We start from the raw sequence: 20,992 nt of genomic DNA on the forward strand, positions 1-20,992 counted from the left end.
CAAGCTCAAGGTATTAGTTTTACATATATTAACACAGTTTTCCTCTCCTTGGGGAGGGGTAGATAAATTATACTTCCGACATAATTTTGGGGTGGGGAGATGGGGGAGATGAGGGAGTGGGGGGAGATGGGGGAGATGAGGGAGATGAGGGAGATGAGGGAGATGAGGGAGTGGGGGGAGCAGGGGAGCAGGGGAGAATAACAACTGACTAATGACTAATGACTAATGACTAATGACTAAAAAATTTACCCAGGTATGTTGTCTGTGTTGCGAAATGCGCGTTAAACTTCCTGATTAACTCTGATGTGATTATCAGAATTTTCAATACAACTAAAGCTATTGCGCTTTTAATTACGTGATCACTTATGAGGTTTGTTGACGGTGGACGGTTCAAGGTTAACAGTCAACTGTCAACCGTCAACAACCAACATGAAAAGATGTGTAAGTGAGATGCGCTAAGGCTAAGGACGTTAAAAATCTGCACAGTGGTGTGAGCAAAGGAAGTTAAAAAATGTTAAGTCGCAAGCCTGCCTCTAGTATGGCTTCTCATCAACATTGTGATACTTACGCTTGGTTTTCTCAGCGTGCTTGGGTGGAAATTGACTTGGAGGCGTTATCTTATAATGTGCAGCAACTGAGGCAATTTTTAGCACCGCATACTCAGTTAATGGCTGTAGTTAAGGCGGATGCTTATGGTCATGGTGCGGTGACGGTGGCGCAGACGGCGTTGCAAGGGGGCGCTAGTTGGTTGGGTGTGGCTACTGTTCCAGAGGGTATCCAATTGCGGGAGGCGGGAATTGAAGCGCCCATTTTGATTTTAGGGGCTACCCATACAGTTGAACAAATTCAAGCGATCGCTCAATGGCAACTCCAACCAACTATCGGTAGTCCTAAACAAGCTTTGATATTTTCCAATACCTTGGAAACAATGCAGCATGATTCCCCCATACCTGTGCATATTAAATTAGATACGGGGATGTCTCGATTGGGGACTAATTGGCAACAAGCTGGAGAGTTTGTGCAGTTAGTAGACCGTTTACCCCATCTGGATATTGCTAGTGTTTACTCTCACCTAGCAACGGCAGATAGTCCAGATACGAGCATTATGGCAGAACAGCATCGAAGATTTAAGGAGGCGATCGCCCAAATCAAGGCTTTGGGGATTAAAATTCCTAGCCTGCATTTAGCCAACTCCGCCGCTACCCTCGCGGACAAGCGCCTACATTACGATATGGTACGTGTAGGTTTAGCTGTGTATGGACTGTACCCAGCCCCTCACTTACAGAAAACAATCAGCCTCAAACCAGTGATCCAAGTCCAAGCCAGAGTTACCCATGTGAAAACAATTGCTGCGGGTACTGGCGTGAGTTACGGACATCAATTTATCGCACCCCGTGAAATGCGTTTGGCGGTTGTGGGTATTGGTTACGCTGATGGTGTACCGCGTAATCTATCGAATCAAATGCAGGTGTTGCTGCGCGGTCAGCGAGTACCACAAATCGGCGCGATTACGATGGATCAGTTGATGATAGATGTGAGTGCTGTGCCAGATGTACAAGAAGGGGAAATAGTCACTTTATTAGGTGAACAGGGTCAGGAAAGAATCACAGCTGATGATTGGGCAGAAAAGTTAAATACCATTTCTTGGGAAATTCTCTGTGGCTTTAAACATCGTCTACCCCGTGTAGGGGTGATGTAGGGATTGGGGATTGGGGACTGGGGATTGGGAAGCATTTTCTTATTGGTTTGCTGATTAATCTCTGTCCTCATCTATCTAGTGATGGCTATGTGGATGATTGTTATCAATTTTTACTATTTTTCCTTCCTTGTTCCCTATTCCCTAAAAAAGTGTGTTATACTAGGATAGTTGCACAAGCGGATGTGGCGGAATTGGCAGACGCGCTAGATTTAGGTTCTAGTTCCGAGAGGAGTGAAGGTTCAAGTCCTTTCATCCGCATTTAAATGAGAAGAAGTTAAAGCTTAGGGGCTGGTGACTAGTATACATTTAGTTTCCCCCAGTAATCAACTAACCTTGTAGAGTTGACAGTGATGGAGCATTTGTCACCGTTAGGTTTGAACTTTGAGATATGGCATATAGCTTTAAATACTTTGCGCGAAACAAAGCCTTGGCTATTGGATGAATTTATCCTATGGGAGTAAAGCTCACAATCGTGGTTGTTTGCTATATTCAAGGGAATGACAATTAATTAAAGTATGCAAAGTATCAAAATCAATTCTTATGTTGGTAAAGATGGGATATTGCATTTAGATATCCCTGTAGATGTGCAAGAAACTGAGTTAGAAGTAATCGTTACAGTCAAACCTGTGGAGAAAAGAATTGATTTGTTGGCTGGGGATGAAACTAACAAGTTAGAATGGCATAATTTTATTAATATGACTTACGGCTGTTTAGCCGATGACCCTATTACTAGATATCCTCAAGGTGAATATAAATAAAGACAAGCCATAGAATGATTTATTTGTTATGGCTTTTATTATTCTGATGAGGTAAAGACAAGAATAATGGAACGCAGATAAACGCAGATAAATGTGTACCTCAGCAGGCTAGGAAGCTCTATAGATAAGAATGCTTGTATTGTTTATTTAAAGTAAAGGTAGGGAATGGCTTACAGTGATTTCAACTTAGCAAAGGTTAAAAATGATTTTGGCTTGGCTTTGGACGAAAGCCGTAATTTATTCGTTGACACTCAGCCAGTGCTACCTTCTGCTACTTTAAAAACTCTCTTGATTGATTACATTCCTTTAGCGACATCTATTTCAACTGAAAAAGCTAGGTCGGAATTTTTAATTGCGCCTATTTTAGCGGAAGTTAGGCGATTATTAAATAACCAAGTTTCTCTTTTTTCGGGTAATGAGTTTAATGTCGATGCCCAAAGAGGTTTACAAGGATTTTGTGATTATATCATTAGCGGTTCTAAAGAACAATTATATATTACTGCTCCAGTAACTATTATATTTGAAGCTAAGAAGGAAGATATTATTGGTGGTCTTGGTCAATGTGTGGCGGCGATGGTGGCGGCGCAGTTATTTAATCAAAGCAAGAATCATGAGGTTGAGCGCGTTTATGGTGCTGTGACTACGGGAACTAATTGGAAGTTTTTATTTTTAGAAGGGACGATTGTTTATATTGATGAAATTGAATACTATATCAAAGAAGTTGATAAGATTTTAGGTATTTTGCTGCAACCTTTTCAGCCTGTTTTGGCTGTTGTTTAATGATAGCAGGTGATAGGTGACAGGTGACAGTTTCAAAAGCTGTTTGGTATTTGGTGGGCAATGCCCACCCTACGTAGATTTCAAAAATCACACGTGAATATATATTCAAAGCATTGACAATTGCAAGCGATCGCCAACTAAAATTAACAGCAAAGTTCGGCGATCGCTCTAACTAAAATATCGAAATCAACGGGTTTGCTGATATGGCGTTGAAAGCCGGCTGAGATTGCCTGTTGATGATTTATCTCTCCCGCATAGGCGGTGAGGGCGATCGCGGGAATTTGTCCGCCTTTGGTTGCAGGTAAAGCCCGAATCTGTCGCATCAGGGAATAACCGTCTACTTCTGGCATTCCAATATCGCTGACTAATATATTGGGTTGAAAGGATTCTAGGGTAGTTAGCACTTCTTTTGCAGAGGTGAGGGTCAGGGTTTGCGCCCCATACTGGTTAAGTATAACTGCTATTAGCTCACGGGCATCGGGTTCATCATCGACAATTAAGACTCGCATCCCGGTGAGGTCAGGTTCTGGCTCAAATACTGCTTCTGGCTGGGGGGTTTCTGGCTCAAGATTTACTAGTGGCAATTGAACTGTAAATGTCGCGCCTAAGCCTTCACCTGGGCTGTCTGCGGTGATGCTTCCGCCATGCGCCTCAACTAACTGACGGACGATCGCTAATCCTAACCCCAGTCCGCCAAATTTGCGAGTTGTGGAAGCATCTTCTTGACAAAATGACTCGAATATATGCGGTAGGAAGCTGGGGTTAATTCCTTTACCTGTATCGCTGACTGTGATTTGGGCTTGATTGCCGACTCGTTGCAATTGAATATCTACTCTTCCATAATTGGGGGTAAATTTAATGGCGTTGGACAGGAGATTCCAAACCACCTGCTGGAGTCGCACTGCATCGCCGGCTACCTGCCCGATTTGGGGAAGTACCGGATGCAGGATGATGTTTTTAGCGATCGCTGCGGCTGTGACTGTATCAATTGCTGCTTCCATCACAAATACTAAATCGACGGCAGCTATTTGTAAGGTGAGTTTGCCACGGAGAATTTTGGCAATATCTAGAAGGTCGTCAATTAGTTGGGTTTGAAGTTTGGCGTTACGTTCAATTGTAGCTAATGCTTCAGTAGTTTTCGCCGGATTCAGCTTTTGCTTTTGCAGTAGTTTTGTCCAACCCAAAATGGGGTTGAGGGGGGAGCGTAATTCATGGGAGAGAACCGCCAAAAACTCATCTTTAATCCGGTTCACCCGCATGAGTTCTTCTGTTTGTTGCTGTAGTGAGGTCAGAAGCTGGGAACGTTCTAGGGCGATCGCCATTTGATCGCATATAGCTTGGAATAGGGATTGTTCGGATGGGGTAAATGCGGTGCGGTTGAGGCTACCAAAACTCAACGTACCAAACACTTTTCCCTGTACAATCAGGGGTTGGCAGGCGCAAGCAGTTACTCCTAGCGATCGCGCTAATTGCAATTTGGGGTCATGGGAATTTTGCACATCACCCCAGACGATTTGGCGACCCTGTTGAGCGACTGTGCCACAAATCGCTTCTCCCAGTTCTAGCCATTCTAGCTGTTGAGCTACTTCTTGGGGGATGCCACCGTGGAAGGTGAGATGTAACTTCTGCTGCTGTTCATCAAGGATGTAGTTGAGGTAAACATCCACCCCCATCATTTCCTTGAGTTTGTTAAATATGGTTTCCGCCAGGGTCAGGGGTTGGGAGGAGGAGAGCAAATCACGGGTTGTTTCATACAGCATTTGGATATGTTGACTGCGCTCTTGCAGGGCGGCTTGGGCTTGTTTGCGGTCATTGATGTCAAAACTCAGACCATACCAAGCTTCAATTTCTCCAGTAGCGCCCCGTCTGGGCAAGGCGCGGAAAGCGTGCCAGCGATATTCCCCATCATGACGTAGGTAGCGTATTTCACCCTCATAGATTTTGCCTGTTTTTTGGCAATGTTGCCAATAGGGGATAATACTGGCTGCATCCTCCGGGTGTATTACTTCCACCCAACCGTAACCATAGGCTTCGGCTGCTGTTTGTCCGGTATATTCATACCAACGTTCGTTAAAGAGAACATTTTTGCCTTCTGCATCACAGACCCAGACGAGGGCGGGTGCAGCATTAGAAATTGTGCGGAACTCAGCTTCACTTTTTCGGAGTTTTTCTTGCGCTTCTTGGCGTTCAGTAATATCAGTGTTAGTACCGAACCAGCGCAATATTTGACCCTGCTCATCTCGCACCGGCACGGCACGGGAGAGAAACCAGCGATACCGCCCATCTTTGCCGCGTAGGGGAAAGGTGTCCTCCCAAATTTCCCCTGTTTCCAGGTGTTGACGTAACTTGTGAGTTACCGATTCTACATAGTCGGGGTGGTGTACCTTCTGCCAGCCCCAACCCTGCATTTCTTCTAGAGTTGTGCCTGTGTAGTCAAACCAGCGTTGGTTGTACCAGACAATATAGCCTGTTTCATCGGTCATCCAGGCAAGTTGAGAGATGTTATCTGCTAGGGTGCGGAAGCGTTCTTCGCTCTCCCGCAGTTGCTGTTGGGTCTGAGTAAGATCGCTCACATCCATCACCGCCACCCCCACACCAATCACCTCACCATTAGGTAAACATACGGGATAGTGGTTGGCAATGGTATTACGAAATACACCCGGTCTAACTTCACCGTTGAAGTTCAAATTGAGTACAGGCTGTTGCGTCTCCATAATCTGGAGCAGCATCGGGGCAAACTGGGGAGCCATTTGCGGTACAACTTCCCACAGGGTGCGACCGAAATGTTGACTCAGGGGTAGTTCATTCAGCTGTGCTAGGGCTTCGTTGGCATAGAGGAATCGTAGTTCGCGGTCAAACAGTGCCAGAGCAATGGGGGATGCGGCGAAAAATCCGCGTAGCAAGGCTTCGCTGCGTTGGCGCTCTAGTTCGGCTTGTTTGCGAGCGCTGATATCAGCCAGCGCACCGGGAAAGACTAGAGGATTGCCATTGGTGTCATATTCTACCCGCCCCCGCGCAATTACCCAGCGCTCCTCCCCGGCAGTATTACGGATGCGGTACTCGCTAACGTATTCTTCACCAGTGGCGATCGCCTCTTCAATTGCCACCCTTACCTGAGCCTGATCATCTGGGTGAATGGCGTTGAGAAAATGCTCTATGGGTAATCCTTTTGCTGCACTCTCTGCATCAACACCAAACAGATGGGCAAGGCTACGGTTGACAATCAGGCGATTTTCTGTAATATTCCAACGCCAAGTGTAAACGGAACCTGCTGCTAGAGCGGCTTCTAATTGAATGTGAGCTTCGCGCAAGTTCAGTTCTACCTGTTTGCGTTCGCGTAGCGCAGCTTGCTGCTCGCTGATATCTACCGTTGAGCCAACAATGCGAATGACTTGCCCTTGCTGGTTTCTCACCAAACAACCCCGCTCCCAAATATCCACCCAACGTCCATCTTCATGGCGGACGCGGTACTCTGCTTCATAAAGGTTATTTGCGCTGGCTAATAATTCGGGTAATTTCTCTTGTAACCGAGCAATATCATCAGGATGAATCCGTTCCCTCCACCAATTGGCACTGGGTGGCGCATCTGCTGCGTGAACGCCTATGAGGTCAAATAACTTTTCTGAACGATACACATTGTTTGTGATCAGGTCAAAGTCAAAGACCAGTCCATTGACTGCTTGTAAAACCAGGCAGAGTTGTTCTTCTAACCGCTTCTGGTGGTCTATATCAGTAATTGTACCGAGCCAACCTGTAATTTGCCCCTTGTGGTCTTTTGTGGGTATGCTGCGACTGATGAACCAGTGTTGACACTCCTCGCTCTAAAGAGACGTTCGCGTTAGCGTCCCGGAGGGAGGATTCTTGCTTCATCCGTCCTCTCTAGAAAGTTGAATACTAGTATTCAACTTTCTCCGTTTGGATACGTCCACAAGCTCACACGGACTGCCCGACCGCGTTTGAAAAGGTTTTTAATTTCTGTGTTTACTCCCACATTTGTACAAGATTTAGGATTTATACTACCAGGGTTCCGGATCAGGAGCAGTCCGCTTGACCTACTTCGTCTTTTATTTGTGCGCTTTACCGCTATCAGTTATACTACCACAAAAGCCGCCCTAGAAGGGCGGGGCTTTAAACCCAGTTTTTCGGTAAACGCCATCCCCACGGCGAAGTCGGTACTCCATCTCGAAGGTTGAGCCGCTACTGACACAGTGACTCCAATGTTCTAGGGTGCGATCGCGATCATCTGGGTGAAGGGTGTTGACTCCTGCCGCACCCATTGATTCATCTACACTCAAACCTGTATATTCGTACCAGCGTTGATTCCATTGACACTCCTCGCTCTAAAGAGACGTTCGCGTTAGCGTCCCGGAGGGAGGATTCTTGCTTCATCCGTTCTCTCTAGAAATCTGAATACTAGTATTCAACTTTCTCCGTTTGGATACGTCCACAAGCTCACACGGACTGCCCGACCGCGTTTGAAAAGGTTTTTAATTTCTGCGTTTACTCCCACATTTGTCAGCCACTGCGTTGGACGGGTTTCCCGGCATAAAGCAAGTGGCGGTACAAGATGCGCGGATTTATACTACCTGTCTTTCCGGATCAGGAGCAGTCCGCTTGACCTACTTCGTCTTTTATTTGTGCGCTTTACCGCTATTAGTTATACTACCACAAAAGCCGCCCTTCTAGGGCGGGGCTTTAAACCCAGTTTTTCGGTAATTGAATGCCCCTGTGGCATCGGCAGTCCAAACCATCTGCGGCATTGCTTCCGCCAACTCTTGATAGCGTTGTTGGCTGGCTTGCATAGCGGTTGTAAATTGGTGACGCTCGGTTATATCTAAAAAGGCTCCAACTGCACCCCGAATCTGATTTTGGTCGCCTCGCAAGGGAGCGGCGTAGGCTAATAACTGGCGTACTGTGCCATCAGCCAGTAGCATATCAAATTCGATGTCTCGCACCTCTACACCCAACCTAGCAGCCACCTGCATCGGTAAGTCTTCAGCTGGAATTTCTTGTCCGTTGCGGAAAACTCGGTAGGGAGGTTGGGCATTGGGGGGCGCACTTTTGGAAATGTTCACACCGGGACGAATGCCTAGTAGTTGACGAATGTAGGCATTACTCTGCATTTGGGTACAGCCTGGGTCGTTGGCGATCGCAATCCCCACAGGAAGAGTATCTAACAGGGTTTGCAGTTCCGCAACCCGATTCAGCAAATCCCGGTTGAGTTGTGCGATCGCAGTTTGGGCTTGTTTCTGCTGCATGACCGTTTCGGTAATATCGCGCCAAGATGCCACAAAACCATCATTCAGCTTACTTGCGCGAATATCAAATGCCCGCACCAACAGTTTTTCCCCATAATTGTCTTCATAGGTGAGTGCCTGTTTAATCAACGGTTCCCCAGTTTTCACTAACTGACAGTAGTCAGCGAACAATCCAGATTCTCGATGTTGAGGCAATATCTCACACAATGGTCGCCCAATCTGCTTTTCTTTGGGCAACTGGTTGTTGTCACAAGCGGCTTGATTGAGATAATCAATGCGAAAATCTACAATTTGCCCCGATTCATCGCGGATCGATGAGAAGATGCCAAAGCAGTCTAACATCGTTTCCACGGAGGCTTGCAGATGATTTTGATACCGTTGGGTATTGATCGCACTGTGCAGGGTTGACCGCAATTGTTCCGGGGTCATCCGCTCTTGGATCAGATAATCTGTTGCCCCATTCTTGAATGCTTGCACCGCCATTTGGGCATCACCACTGCCAATGACGACAATTGGGGGACAGTTTTCACCCAGATGTTGCCTTAATTGACGCAGAAGATGGAGTTCACCCACATCGCATGAGGAACAGTCTAAGAGGATAGCGTTGATTGATGGCGATCGGCAAACTTGCAGAATTTCCCGACCCTGTTTCTCAGTAAAAACCCTGTAAGTGAAGGTTTCATCCAGTTGTAACTGGCTTGTGTAACCCTCACTTTGAGAGATGCCGTTGATGACTATTAAAATTTGATCAGGCTTTACCATAATCAAAAACGGGGGCAGGGGAATTGGCAACTAAAAAAATATTCTATCGCTAGGGAAAGCAGAAGAGGAAAAAACTCAAATCTTTCTTATCGGCGTTTATCGGCGTATATCGGCGGTTAATTTTCTCCAAACTTATGGCAACATTCCCGCTATTCTTGTTTATTCCTCCTCATCACAAACTAAATTCAGCCGCATTATCCTCATCTACATCTATATTTTGACCCGCCACAGTCGGCTTAAAACTAGCACCATGAATTAAATCGCTGAACTTAATGTTTTGATTGTGATGTAAAATATTCAACACACTAATAAAATCCCGGACAATTTCCCCTGGCGTTAATAGTGCTTCTGCTCCTAAACGGCTGACAATTTCTTGCACAAACTCCTGTAATTCCCGATTGCTTAAAGCCTTGTCATAACCAAAATGAGTGGCATGAATTTCCGTTAGTCTTTGCAATAGCGTCAGAATTTCGGCTTCAGTTAAAGGATTGAGACGAATAACTGGCCCCATAAACTCTTGCACATCCGGCTGTGCAGCAAAACGGCTTTCTTTTGTCCGCCTACGCCAAGCCAAGTCAGAGAAAAGTCCTCGATTTGGGTCTTCTAAAAACTTTGTTGTTCCACCTATAACAATACCTAAATGTTCGGCTTTGCACTGCATGGTGTCATTGAACATTGCTAGGAGTCTGTTATAGTTCTTTTCACGAGTGACTGTAGTAGCAATTTGGTAGAGATTGACGGCTTCATCCATGAAAATCAGCAGTCCTTTATAACCAATTTCAGCCACAAATTTAGCTAAGAGTTTGATATAGTCATACCAACTATCGTCATCAATAATTACCCTTACTCCTAAAGCTGTTCTCGCTTCAGTTTTATTGTTAAATTCTCCCCGTAACCAACGCAAAGCTGAGTTTTTTAAATCATCATCATCTAAGCGATAGCCACGCCAATAAGCAATAATAATGCTACCAAAATCAAACCCATGAACTAAGTCTTCTATATACTGCACAACTTCTCTGATTTTGGTTTCTACTTGGTCATCAAAACCTTCATCATTGGGACGTAAATTAGTTTCTTTAGCTACTTCTTGCTGAATTTTATTAATCCATCCTTCCAGAATGGAAACTAATGCACCACCATCAGGACGAGTTTTGGTAGAAAGGCGACTCATCAATTCGCGATAGGTTGCTAAACCTTCGTTATTGCTTCCTGCTAGACGGCGTTGGGAAGATAAATCAGCGTCAGCAACTACAAAACCTTGCTCCATTGCTCGGTTACGCAGCATCTGAAGAATGAAGCTTTTTCCCGAACCATAGTTACCAATTATAAAACGAAATGCGGCTACACCTTCGGCAATATCATCAAGGTTTTGTGATAGGCTTTTAAGTTCTTTTTCTCGACCAACTGCTATATGTTCTAATCCTAATCTAGGGACTACTCCCGCGCCTAATGAGTTGATTAGAGCAGTTGAAGTTTTTTTCGAGATTTTGAGCTTTGCCATGTATTTTACTTTACTTGCTATCAATGCTGAGTTTTAGAGGTTATTTATAAAGTAAATATTAATACCGTTTCTTGATGAAGATGCACTTTATTCTGCGCTGTAGAGACGTTGCATGCAACGTCTCTACATTGTTTATTCGGCGCAACTTCATGGAGAATTGGTATAAGTAGGGTGTGTTACGGCTATGTAAGGATTTGAGCGTTGGTGAAATTAAGAATTAGCCGTAACGCACCAGCAAATGTGGTGCGTTAAGCGCTGCTTTAACGCACCCTAATAAAAATTTTACATCAAGCAAGAGGGATTTAATTTGAGGAGGCTTGTTTAGCGATTAAGTTTTCATGAAAAGCAATCATTTTGCGGACATTGAGTATATGTTCTGCATAGATTCTGGGTACTTCTAATTCTGTTTCAATAATTAACTCACCAATAGTATCATTAGCACGCTCATTGATGGAATCAATCAACAAGTTTGGCATGGTAATGTTGGCTTCAGCAATTTTCTTAATAGATTGCTTGGGGTTATCTTGCTCTACTATACTTTTTAGTACCTGAATTTCATGATTAGGCAACTGTCTGAAGAATGTATGCCATTCTTCGGGTAATGTTTTGTCTGTATTATTTTCATTGTCTAGATTTTCTAGAATATCGGAAAATGGGAAAAATTCGCCTTCTGGTGCTTCTGGATTTACAGCTATGTTTTCTTGATTAAAAGTCTCAACTTGCTGTAAGAGTTCCCATACTTGGTTTTGGAGAATATCTCTTTCTTGTTGTAAAAGCAAAATTTCGTTTTGCAGTTGTTCTAATTCTGTATGCCGTTCAGTTTTTTGCGTTTCTAAATAATTGATATTGGCTGCTATAGCTTCTTTTTCATTGCTGGTTTCTATCAAGATTTTATTTTGCTTTTCTTTTTCAGTTTCTAAGTCTTGAATAGTAATTCTTAACTCATAAAGTTTTTCTTCAAGTTGAGGTTTGATGCGACCTAGTAAAGTCAGACTATTTTCTATTTCTTGTTTTTCTTGTTGTAAGTCACTTATTTGAGTTTGTAACTGTGTAATTTCCGCAAGTTGGCTATGGCAATGGACTTCTAATCGCCGCTTTTCTGCTGCTAGGGTAGATAAGGTATTATTCAGCTCTACTTGATTTTGTTCTAATATAGTAATAGCATTTTTTAAGCTGTTAACTTCAGACTCTATTTGTTTTCTTTGGCTGGCAAAAACTCCTAAGTCCCGATGCAGGCTATCTCTTTGATTCCGACATTCTAAAATCTGGTTTTGTAGTTGCTTTGTCTCTGTGTACAATAAGCTGCGGTGGATTTCTAGTTGTTCAATTTCTCTGGCTAAACGAGATTTTAGCCCCTCTGTTTCTTGAATCCGCTTACGGAATGAACTGAGTAGTAATAATTCAAAATTTCTCCGCCGTTTATCTACAAATAAGGCTGCTGTGTATGTAGCGACTACTGTAATTACACCTGTGAAGAAAGCTTGCCTAAAATTCCATGTGGGAACAAGGCTCAAGCCAAAACTCACACTAAAGGCAACTATACCTAAAATAAATCTATTACTTACTATTACTGGTCGCATATTGCTAATTTTTAGCGTAATTATGTTTGCTGAATGATCTGCATTGCCAATGATTACTCCTCATATTTTGATGTTAATAACTTTAGTTGTAACTGTTGGTGCATAAGATGGTGAAAAAGGTAAGGAAATGTTGAATTCAGGCAAAAATTATGTTCATGGTTGGGTATCTAAAATATTGTTGTTTGTACCAAAGACTGTTGTCTGTGCTTGGAGAAAATCTACAAATTGCCTGGCTGTACGTCCAGAACGTCCATTATGGCTTGTTGCCCATTGTAATGCTTGATATTCTAAATCTGCTTGACTAATATCAATTTCGGCTTGGGCTGCCAGATGACGTACAATTTGTAGGTATGTGTTTTGGTCGGCAGAGTCAAAGGTGAGGGTTAAACCGAAGCGATCGCTAAACGAAAGTTTCTCCTGCATCGTGTCCCAAGCATGGACTTCTTCGTTATTTTTCAAGCTTGGTCGATCAGCAAAAAATTCACGAATCAAATGACGGCGATTTGAGGTAGCATAAACAACTACGTTTTGCGGACGGGCAGTTAAGTTTCCTTCTAAGACAACCTTCAGCGCTTTGAAGGCATCATCATCTTCTTCAAAGGATAAATCATCGACAAAGATAATAAATTTTTGCGGCACTCCCCGTAACTGTTCCACAATTTTAGGTAAATCCTTTAGGTCTGATTTTGTCACTTCTAATAAACGCAGTTGTCTATGACTATATTCATTTAATAAGGCTTTGACTAGAGAAGATTTCCCCGCCCCCCGACTGCCGTAAAGTAATACGTGTAGCGCAGTCTGTCCTGATAAGAGAAATTGTGTATTTTTCAGCAGCGCCTCTTGTTGTGACTCGTAACCTACGAGTGAATTTAGTTTAACTGGGTCAGGGTAAGGAATGCCAATAAATTCTCCCTCTTGCCACCTTAAGGCGCGGTATTGGGCAAATAAACCTATGCCAAACTTCTGATAATAGGTGGCTAATTCTTCTACCGCATCTGCCCAATTGTCTAGGTGATGTAAAAATAATCCTCCGTTCAAGTCCATCTCATCCTGTTCTGTGTACCAAACCACAGGAGAAATAGGTAAATGGGCTACTGCTTGCACCCACTCACTCAAAACAGCGCTGCTACATTCATATAGACTCTGCAAAACTTGTAAATCATGTTTAGCTGCTGCAACTAAGGCTGGGGGTATTTTTTCCCAGTTTTGCTGTTGGGTAAGTTTGCTGAAAGGATTTTCACAAATCAATATTTGGGTAATTAGATAATCTTCCCAATTTTGTTTTCTACTAGCCAAAGCGTGAAAGTAATTGCCATAAGCTTGAAGAGTACCTGTTGCATCAGCCTCAGCGTAGCGTATGGCTTGTAACAGTTCTTGGAAAGCAATGCCGACATCCGTTTGTAGCACTGATTGGTACAGTAAGAGGGAGGCTGCTTGGCGTTGCAGAAATTGTATCTGGGAATAGGGAGAGGTAGTTGCTGACATTTTTGGGTTATTTGGTCATTGGTCATTGGTCATTGGTCATTGGTCATTAGTCATTAGTTCTTAATTCAGAGTATTTATTGTTGACTGTTGACTGTTTTATCTACTTGGGGTTTAACAATGAATTTAAGTATAATTGCTGCGATCGCCTATGGTGTGTTAACTGTTATTGGTGGCATTATTGGCTACTTTCAGGCTCAGAGTCAAGTTTCCCTCCTTAGTGGTATTATTAGCGGTTTACTGCTATTTGCTGCTGCTTACTTGCAACTGCAAGGCAATAGTTGGGGTTTAATTTTAGCAATTGCTGTTACTGCTGCTTTGGTCATATTCTTTGCCTTAAGATTAGCTAGAACACGCAAGTTTATGCCAGCCGGACTAATGACTATTTTAGGTATGTTGTCACTTGCTGTTTTGGTTAATCAACTAGTGGTTGCACAATAACTCAGGGTGTAATACCAATTCAAAATTCAAAATTCAAAATTCAAAATTAAGAAATTGAGATGTACCATAGCTTTGGGCGTTTGCACTGGTATCATATTTTTTGTGAATTGGTGTCACAAATGAACTCCCTCTATGGGGTTTCAATATAGTACATTTATATTACTAAAATGTGAATTATTATGATTAGACACCTAAGACATTGGGTGTTGCTTGCGTAGCTACAATTTTTCGCGCCAACAGTGTCTATCTATTAAATATATTTTGTATTTTTTGTCACTTAATTTAAAGTGCTGTAACCCTGGCTTAATTGCATAAGTTTTACTTATTTATGTCAACTATTTGTGCTTCCTCTCTTACTCATAAGAATAAGTAAATAAAAACTCTGCTTTAGCGACTTCCAGATAAAAAAATATCCAAAATGTAGGGTGCGCTAACGAGAAACCCCAGTCATACCACGAAAATAGTCATACTGACGCAGCCTACTAACTAGGTTCAACCCTAAAGTAGATGCTTAGTATACAGTTAGTATTTTAATAGGCTGAAAAAAATAATTTTCATCTACCTAAAGTATCCGGTTTGTTGCACCTGGGGCTGATAAATAAAAATAATATCCTATGCCCAATTAATTAGGTCAGGACTTACGCACTGAAGTTATCTGTCGAGACAGGGTGTAAGGGTGTAAGGGTATAGGGGTATAGGTTTAGCGCTTTTACACCCCTACACCCCTATACCCCTGTACCCTTGCCAAAACCCTTGATTTTTCGTTTTCATGCGTAAGTCCTATAGGTTACGAACCCCAGGGTTAAAATGTAACGATTATTACAAATTCTCTCTTATTACTCTAGACGACACTTTCTAGTAAAGTTAGCTTTTAGATATCGAAGCTTTACACAGCGTAATACAACTGTTTATATAGCTTGATTATTTCCAATACAAATTTGTCCTAAATGAACAAATATTGCTGCATCTCTTCTGAGAGAGTTGCTGAGGCTATTAACTGCATAAACAAATGGGAGAAATATATCAGTGAAAAATCATCATAAATAACAAAAAAAATAAGTACATAAGAGTTACATTTTCTGATAAAAAATATATTTAGTTTAAAGATACAACAGTAAAAGCAATTAAAATTAAAGCAAAAATAAAGGTGATTTTGCCATTTTGGCAGGTATTAATAAAAGATATGAGATATTTATATATGAAAGCAATTATGATTGATATTTATAACCTTGTTGTTATCTACCCAGAAGATAAAAGCTAAACAAATCTTGAGATTAGGTCAGTATCTCAGCTATTTTAGAAGGATATAATCCATGTCATTACCACTGTCTTCTCAAAATGTTATCCAGTATCTGCAAGCAGCAGGTCTGTGTAGCTTAGAAGTTGGCAAATCAAATATAGTTGAGTTGCCAATTAATCAGAAGAATTACAATTTAGTGGTGGATTTAGCAGATGAACATAAGCTGCTAGTTAAACAAGAACGTGGTACGGAAAATGAGGGTATTCTCCATGAATTGTTGAATGAGTGGCTATTTCACCAATTACTCCAAAAGTTTCCCGTTCTAGGTAATATTTGGGCGATCGCTCCTTTGGTGGTACATTATGATGAGGAAAATTCCCTCCTCGTTCGCAGTTATTTAAGCGAATACCAAGACTTGGGTGAATATTATCAAAAGAGTAATACTTTTCCTACAGAAATCGCGGCTGCTATTGGGACGACTTTAGCGGGGTTACACCGGACTACCTTTCAAGGTAAAGAATACCGTGATTTTATGGCGACTGCGCCTCAAGGACAGTTTCGCTATCATTTTTATAATCCGGCGCAAGGAGTAGGTTCCCTTGATCCAACGATTTTTGGTAAGATTCCTACTGAAGCTTTAAAATTTCATGTTCTCTATCAGCGTTACGAGAGTTTAGAAGCTGCGATCGCTGATTTGGCTTATGAGTGGAACCCTTGCTGTTTAACTCATAACGACCTCAAACTAAACAATATATTAATTCATTCCCGATGGAACCAATTAGATAATTGTCTTGTGCGATTAATTGATTGGGAAGCTTGCACATGGGGAGACCCAGCTTTTGATTTAGGAACTATTTTGGCTAGTTATTTGCAAATTTGGCTTGAGAGTTTAATCGTAGATCCTACATTGGACTTGTCAGAATCGTTACAACTGGCAATGACACCATTAGAAGACATTCAACCATCATTAGTAGCTCTCCTGCAAGCTTACTTGCAAGCCTTTCCGATGATTTTGACATATCATCCTGATTTTTTAATACGAGTTATTAAGTTTACAGGACTGGCTTTAATTCACCAAATTCAAGACAAAATTAATAACTGTAAATTATTTGATAATTCTCACCTTTATATGCTGGAATTAGCCAAAAATCTTCTCACAATCCCTGAACAATCTGTACTCAGCATTTTTGGTATCTCGGAAACAGAAATTCTCTTTCCGGTAGCCAAGATTCAACAGACACCACAACCTGAAAAGGAAAAACAGCTAGTGCGTATTTATTATGAAAAAACTCGCTTACGTGGTTGCTAAAGTAAGGCAGGAGGCAGGAGGGAAGAAGGTTTCAGCTTATTTTACTTGTACTTACATAGTTCGGTTTTTCCACGTTGTTCTACTTATGTGATCTGCTTCATCCAGGTAAATGTTTTGCAATTACCAATTACCAATTACCAATTACCAATAATTATCAATTTTGAGTTTGGAATTGAGCGATGCTAGATTCTTCTGCCAACCCACTACTTAATTCTCTAATGGATATTGCCACTAATATCCAGATTGAGTCAAATTTTTGTATCAACCATCCCAGTTATCAACCTTTTGCTCTACCGACTAAAGTAGCAGACAGATTTCAGCATAACTCGGTTGCCTTACAAAATAAATATCTTGCTTTATTGCTGCGTAATTTCTTATATGGAATTTATTACAACGGTGTCTTACAAAATAATTTGACACCAGATAATGATGTTAATTACTCAGTACCGCAAAATTTAGCAACTAATTCAGTTGTTGGTATCGATTGGGAATTTTACGAACAACTACAAGCTAGTAATCATGGTAGGGGTTATTTTGACCCTAGTTGGCAGGTGTTACGTAAAGAGCCTGATGGTAGTATGGCAGTAACTAAAGGTGGTTTAACTTTATATATTGAACCAGATTGTCATCTTAAACCGGGTAAAAAATCTGCGGCTATAGGTGAATCTGTGGCGATTTGGATGCCTAATAATAGATTACAAAACGGCTATTATTTAGCTGTGAGTGATGTAGGTCAGGAACAGATAGGAAATCCTGATGCTGATTTAGGTACGGGGAGAATCTATTTTAACTTCTCTGCTGCTGGTGCGATCGCTCTCATGGATAGTTTAACCCAGCAGTTAAACACCGCCGCCATTCCTTTCACCTTCCAAGTCCTTTACAACCCTTGCGCCTACGGACGCTACGACTCAGGGGTACTTTATTTTGAACATCACGACTATCCAGCAATTCACAAAGTTTTGCAAGTCGTATATCAAGAGTATCAAAGTTATTTTCGCCCAGAAATACCCTTATTCACTAAGTTTTTAGCGCCTGGGTTGAGTTTAGCTGAAGAACCTACCCAAAAATTTGCCGCACAAGAAAGTTTTGGGATGAACCGTTGTCAAATTGTCGCTAACGCTTTATTGGAAGCTTGGCAAAAAGGCAAGAATGCTGTAGAAGAACGCATGAAGACGATTCATCAACACTTTCAACGCCATTCTATAGATTTACAGCGTCCTTATCTTAATCCTACCTCTAAGGATATATATTCACCTTTAAAGTTATAAATTTTTCTTGCACAGTAATATCATTTTATGAGCAGGCTTATAGTCTGCTTTTTTTTAGCCTACATTCAATAAATTAACAAGCCTATGCCCATATGCGATTACACAAGTCTTCAATTTTGAATTTTGAATTTAAACTATGCCTTTCACTTATAACCGAACAATTCGCTTTTCAGATACCGATGCTGCGGGAGTGGTGTATTTCGCTAACACTCTTAGCATTTGTCATGAAGCTTACGAAGAATCTTTAAAAGTATCAGGAATTAATCTCAAAGATTTTTTTACTAATCCTGCGGTGGGTTTTCCCATTGTTCACGCAAATGTAGATTTTTTCCGCCCTTTATTTTCTGGTGATCAGGTAATAGTTAACTTAACTCCTCAAAAAATAGGTGCGGAGAGGTTTGAGATTAATTATGAGATTTTCTTGACGGATGTGTTAGTCGCTAAGGCGGTAACTCGGCACGTTTGTATTGATCCTGGTAGTAGGAATAAGCAAGAATTACCTGCGGAAATTGTTGAGTGGTTGGAAAGTTTTCGCAAGGAGATGGAGGGGATGGAGAGGAGGAAGGCGAGGGAGGTAATTTAGGAGATTTAAACGCAGTAAATATGCTGACTTTTCACGTTATGTGGAAAAGCGTTCCGTCAGACCTAACCCCCCAGCCCCCTACAAGGGAAGGGGGAGAAATCAAAGCCTCTCTCCTTGTAGGAGAGAGGTTTGGAGAGAGGTCTTCCAGATCCCGTGAAAAGTCAGATTAAATCTGAAGTAGGGTGTGTTACGGCTATGAAAGGATTTGAGCGTTTGCGAGAGTAGGAATTAGCCGTAACGCACCGTATTTATTGGTGCTACTTTATAAATAATCTCTTAGGGATGACGTTTCTGATGCCGCTTTTAGCACCCATAGCATCACCGTTGTAGCGAGGGATAATATGAATGGTGGCGTGCATAATATTTTGTCCGGCGGCTTTATTGATATTCATACCTATGTTAAAGCCATCGGGGGCAAATTCTGCTTGGAGAAATTCTTGCACTTTATTTACCATTAGCCAGCAGGCGGACTGTTCTTTTAAGGGGAGTTCAAAGTAATTACTCACATGGCGTTTAGGGATAACTAAGATATGTCCTTTGCTAATGGGATACCCATCAAACATAGCGTAAGCTGTCGCTGATTCAGTTAATAATCTTAAGTTTTTGGGGGGATTGCAAAATATACAGTAATTAGATGAGTTACGTTGATTATTGTAATGGGTATATTCGTAGATTTCTCGGCTTTCATCTAAAAGTAGTGAACGGAAGGGAAGTTTCACAATACATTGATATGTGGGCTTTTTATGAACATAATGTTCCCTAAAACCTTCTCTTTTGATATCCCTTCTGACGATATAATAAGCTTTACCGCCTGGTTTTAAGAGATGGGATACTTCCATCAGGACGTTAGCTTGTTCTTCGGGAAATAAAACATTTAAAACGTAAGCACAAATTATAGTATCAAATTTATTATCAGGATGTTGAGGAAAATAGTAAGGATCATAACCTGTAATATCAAAGCCTTTTTGGTGCAATAATTTAACATCATTGCCAAAGCCGCAACCGAAATCTAATATTTTACCTTGTAGTAAATTTTGATTGAGTAAAAACTGTGCAGGAAATGATAAATAAGTTCTGTCGATCGCAGTCAGATGGCTAAATTGATTTTTTTGCTGTTTCATGAAAATCTCAGATTCATCTGTTTTGTCTTAACACAGCCAAAACTCAATCCGGGATCGCCAATTCTACGGTAATCAATATGTTTTTATATCTATCTAAATTATTGCCACTATTTTTCTATCCTTTGGGATTAGCCAGCATCGGTTTAATCGTAGCGTTAGTAACTTTACGGAAACGCCCCAGGATAGCCACTACAGCCATAGCTTTGTCGTTAATTGTCTTGTTCTTGTCCAGTAACGCCTGGGTGGCTAAATACTTAGTGCGATCGCTAGAATGGCAAAATCTCCCCCCCGCACAATTACCCAATACAGAAGCTATCGTAGTATTAGGTGGTGCAACTAAATCAGCATTTCCCCCAAGGACAACAGTTGATTTAAGCGAACAAGGCGATCGCGTCATCTACGCCGCCCAATTATACCGCCAAAACAAAGCCCCGTTCATTGTCCTCAGTGGCGGACGCATCGATTGGCGCGGAAGTGGTTCACCAGAATCAGCCGATATGGTAAATATTCTCACATCCCTGGGTATTCCGGCTGAAGCCTTGATTCAAGAACCAGATTCACTCAACACATATCAAAATGCCGTAAATGTCAAGAAAATTCTAGAATCTCGCCGCATTGGTAAAGTATTACTAGTAACATCAGCATTACATATGCCGCGATCGCTCAAAATTTTTCAGCGTCAAGGTATGGATGTAATTCCCGCACCTACTGATTTTTTAGTGAGTGAAGGTGATTTACAAGAACTCGGCAACACCCCCAAAGCCGCTATATTGAATTTATTACCCGACACTTACAACCTAAACATATTCACCAACGCCTTAAAAGAATACATCGGCATCTTTATTTATTGGCTACGCGGTTGGCTGTAATATCAGTTGACAGTTGACAGTTATCAGTTATCAGTTGTTATTTTTCCCTTTCCCCTTTCACCCTTCCCCTTTCCCCCTTCCCCTTTCCCCCCCAGTCCCCAGTCCCCAGAAATGCGAGAAAACTTACCCTATATCCTACCTGCACCCCAGCCTCAAGCTGAAGATACATTCGCTGTTTATCAGACAACTCATCAGTTTTATTATGAAGTGCAAAAACGTTCTGAGTTTGAGCGTTATTGTCAATGGTATTACGAAACTGCCGAGCAGAACCGCCAGGAACTAAAAAGAATGCGCGGCGAAGTGAATATTTTCTCCTGGTTCCGCCGCTCCTGAAAGTAGAT

At 41.9% G+C, this 20,992-nt stretch carries 16 protein-coding genes, 1 tRNA gene and 1 pseudogene; 11 read left to right on the top strand and 7 right to left on the bottom strand.

Annotated elements, in window-relative coordinates; translation table 11 throughout:
- The first annotated feature begins 86 nt into the window (after window positions 1–86).
- The 5 genes from H6G83_RS35780 (at window position 87) to H6G83_RS03280 (ending at window position 3,237) form a co-directional block, all read left to right on the top strand.
- Window positions 87–212 (top strand): hypothetical protein, encoded by a 126-nt coding sequence (locus H6G83_RS35780; protein ID WP_277876274.1) that lies wholly within the window; start codon window positions 87–89, stop codon window positions 210–212.
- A gap of 299 nt (window positions 213–511) precedes the next feature.
- Window positions 512–1,699 carry an alanine racemase gene (gene alr, locus H6G83_RS03265; protein ID WP_190466879.1) on the top strand — a complete coding sequence of 396 codons (1,188 nt, stop codon included), beginning with the start codon at window positions 512–514 and terminating at the stop codon, window positions 1,697–1,699.
- A 176-nt stretch (window positions 1,700–1,875) separates the two neighbouring features.
- Window positions 1,876–1,957 (top strand) — tRNA-Leu (locus H6G83_RS03270).
- Window positions 1,958–2,214: 257 nt separating this feature from the next.
- Complete coding sequence (locus H6G83_RS03275) at window positions 2,215–2,457, top strand: hypothetical protein (RefSeq protein WP_190466882.1); 243 nt, start codon at window positions 2,215–2,217, stop codon at window positions 2,455–2,457.
- 165 nt (window positions 2,458–2,622) lie between these two features.
- Window positions 2,623–3,237, top strand: a complete 615-nt coding sequence (locus H6G83_RS03280) for a hypothetical protein (protein WP_190466885.1) — start codon at window positions 2,623–2,625, stop codon at window positions 3,235–3,237.
- Window positions 3,238–3,380: 143 nt separating this feature from the next.
- Here H6G83_RS03280 and H6G83_RS03285 read toward each other — a convergent pair whose 3' ends face one another.
- The 6 genes and pseudogenes from H6G83_RS03285 to H6G83_RS03310 form a co-directional block, all read right to left on the bottom strand.
- Window positions 3,381–6,872, bottom strand: a complete 3,492-nt coding sequence (locus tag H6G83_RS03285) for a PAS domain-containing protein (RefSeq protein ID WP_190466887.1) — start codon at window positions 6,870–6,872, stop codon at window positions 3,381–3,383.
- A gap of 477 nt (window positions 6,873–7,349) precedes the next feature.
- Window positions 7,350–7,553 (bottom strand): annotated as a pseudogene (locus H6G83_RS03290) (PAS domain-containing protein); the annotation flags it as partial.
- 366 nt (window positions 7,554–7,919) lie between these two features.
- Window positions 7,920–9,257 (bottom strand): PAS domain-containing protein, encoded by a 1,338-nt coding sequence (locus tag H6G83_RS03295; protein ID WP_190466893.1) that lies wholly within the window; start codon window positions 9,255–9,257, stop codon window positions 7,920–7,922.
- 172 nt (window positions 9,258–9,429) lie between these two features.
- Entirely contained in the window at window positions 9,430–10,758 is a 1,329-nt protein-coding gene (locus tag H6G83_RS03300; RefSeq protein ID WP_190466895.1) for an ATP-binding protein, read from the bottom strand.
- Between the two features lie 302 nt (window positions 10,759–11,060).
- A complete protein-coding gene (locus H6G83_RS03305) occupies window positions 11,061–12,338 on the bottom strand; it encodes a tellurite resistance TerB C-terminal domain-containing protein (RefSeq protein ID WP_190466898.1) in 1,278 nt (425 codons plus the stop codon).
- A gap of 153 nt (window positions 12,339–12,491) precedes the next feature.
- A complete protein-coding gene (locus tag H6G83_RS03310) occupies window positions 12,492–13,823 on the bottom strand; it encodes an ATP-binding protein (RefSeq protein WP_190466901.1) in 1,332 nt (443 codons plus the stop codon).
- 117 nt (window positions 13,824–13,940) lie between these two features.
- Here H6G83_RS03310 and H6G83_RS03315 point away from each other — a divergent pair, with 117 nt between their 5' ends.
- From H6G83_RS03315 to H6G83_RS03330, 4 genes are all read left to right on the top strand, one after another.
- Window positions 13,941–14,261, top strand: coding sequence for a TMEM14 family protein (locus H6G83_RS03315; RefSeq protein ID WP_190466905.1), 321 nt, complete (start codon window positions 13,941–13,943; stop codon window positions 14,259–14,261).
- Between the two features lie 1,313 nt (window positions 14,262–15,574).
- Window positions 15,575–16,810, top strand: a complete 1,236-nt coding sequence (locus H6G83_RS03320; RefSeq protein WP_190466907.1) for a phosphotransferase family protein — start codon at window positions 15,575–15,577, stop codon at window positions 16,808–16,810.
- A gap of 179 nt (window positions 16,811–16,989) precedes the next feature.
- Window positions 16,990–18,078: a T3SS effector HopA1 family protein gene (locus tag H6G83_RS03325; RefSeq protein WP_190466910.1), complete on the top strand. Its 1,089-nt coding sequence runs from the start codon at window positions 16,990–16,992 to the stop codon at window positions 18,076–18,078.
- 136 nt (window positions 18,079–18,214) lie between these two features.
- Complete coding sequence (locus H6G83_RS03330; protein WP_190466914.1) at window positions 18,215–18,661, top strand: acyl-CoA thioesterase; 447 nt, start codon at window positions 18,215–18,217, stop codon at window positions 18,659–18,661.
- A gap of 257 nt (window positions 18,662–18,918) precedes the next feature.
- Here H6G83_RS03330 and H6G83_RS03335 read toward each other — a convergent pair whose 3' ends face one another.
- A complete protein-coding gene (locus H6G83_RS03335; RefSeq protein ID WP_190466918.1) occupies window positions 18,919–19,782 on the bottom strand; it encodes an HIT family protein in 864 nt (287 codons plus the stop codon).
- A 77-nt stretch (window positions 19,783–19,859) separates the two neighbouring features.
- Between H6G83_RS03335 and H6G83_RS03340 the strand changes: the two genes are divergently transcribed.
- Both H6G83_RS03340 and H6G83_RS03345 read left to right on the top strand, forming a co-directional pair.
- On the top strand, window positions 19,860–20,651 hold the full coding sequence (locus tag H6G83_RS03340) for a YdcF family protein (protein ID WP_190466921.1): 792 nt from the start codon (window positions 19,860–19,862) through the stop codon (window positions 20,649–20,651).
- Window positions 20,652–20,762: 111 nt separating this feature from the next.
- A complete protein-coding gene (locus H6G83_RS03345; protein WP_190466924.1) occupies window positions 20,763–20,984 on the top strand; it encodes a hypothetical protein in 222 nt (73 codons plus the stop codon).
- Window positions 20,985–20,992 lie beyond the last annotated feature (8 nt).

The sequence above is a fragment of the Anabaena azotica FACHB-119 genome (assembly GCF_014697625.1).
Lineage (GTDB): Bacteria > Cyanobacteriota > Cyanobacteriia > Cyanobacteriales > Nostocaceae > Trichormus > Trichormus azoticus_A.

Bases quoted from the DNA above. Each gene is read 5' to 3' on its own strand.
- alr (WP_190466879.1), top strand. From the start codon at position 512: ATGTTAAGTCGCAAGCCTGCCTCTAGTATGGCTTCTCATCAACATTGT.
- H6G83_RS03300 (WP_190466895.1), bottom strand. From the start codon at position 10,758: ATGGCAAAGCTCAAAATCTCGAAAAAAACTTCAACTGCTCTAATCAAC.
- H6G83_RS03345 (WP_190466924.1), top strand. From the start codon at position 20,763: ATGCGAGAAAACTTACCCTATATCCTACCTGCACCCCAGCCTCAAGCT.
- H6G83_RS03320 (WP_190466907.1), top strand. From the start codon at position 15,575: ATGTCATTACCACTGTCTTCTCAAAATGTTATCCAGTATCTGCAAGCA.
- H6G83_RS03310 (WP_190466901.1), bottom strand. From the start codon at position 13,823: ATGTCAGCAACTACCTCTCCCTATTCCCAGATACAATTTCTGCAACGC.
- H6G83_RS03295 (WP_190466893.1), bottom strand. From the start codon at position 9,257: ATGGTAAAGCCTGATCAAATTTTAATAGTCATCAACGGCATCTCTCAA.
- H6G83_RS03280 (WP_190466885.1), top strand. From the start codon at position 2,623: ATGGCTTACAGTGATTTCAACTTAGCAAAGGTTAAAAATGATTTTGGC.
- H6G83_RS03325 (WP_190466910.1), top strand. From the start codon at position 16,990: ATGCTAGATTCTTCTGCCAACCCACTACTTAATTCTCTAATGGATATT.
- H6G83_RS03340 (WP_190466921.1), top strand. From the start codon at position 19,860: ATGTTTTTATATCTATCTAAATTATTGCCACTATTTTTCTATCCTTTG.
- H6G83_RS03335 (WP_190466918.1), bottom strand. From the start codon at position 19,782: ATGAAACAGCAAAAAAATCAATTTAGCCATCTGACTGCGATCGACAGA.
- H6G83_RS03305 (WP_190466898.1), bottom strand. From the start codon at position 12,338: ATGCGACCAGTAATAGTAAGTAATAGATTTATTTTAGGTATAGTTGCC.
- H6G83_RS03275 (WP_190466882.1), top strand. From the start codon at position 2,215: ATGCAAAGTATCAAAATCAATTCTTATGTTGGTAAAGATGGGATATTG.
- H6G83_RS03315 (WP_190466905.1), top strand. From the start codon at position 13,941: ATGAATTTAAGTATAATTGCTGCGATCGCCTATGGTGTGTTAACTGTT.
- H6G83_RS03330 (WP_190466914.1), top strand. From the start codon at position 18,215: ATGCCTTTCACTTATAACCGAACAATTCGCTTTTCAGATACCGATGCT.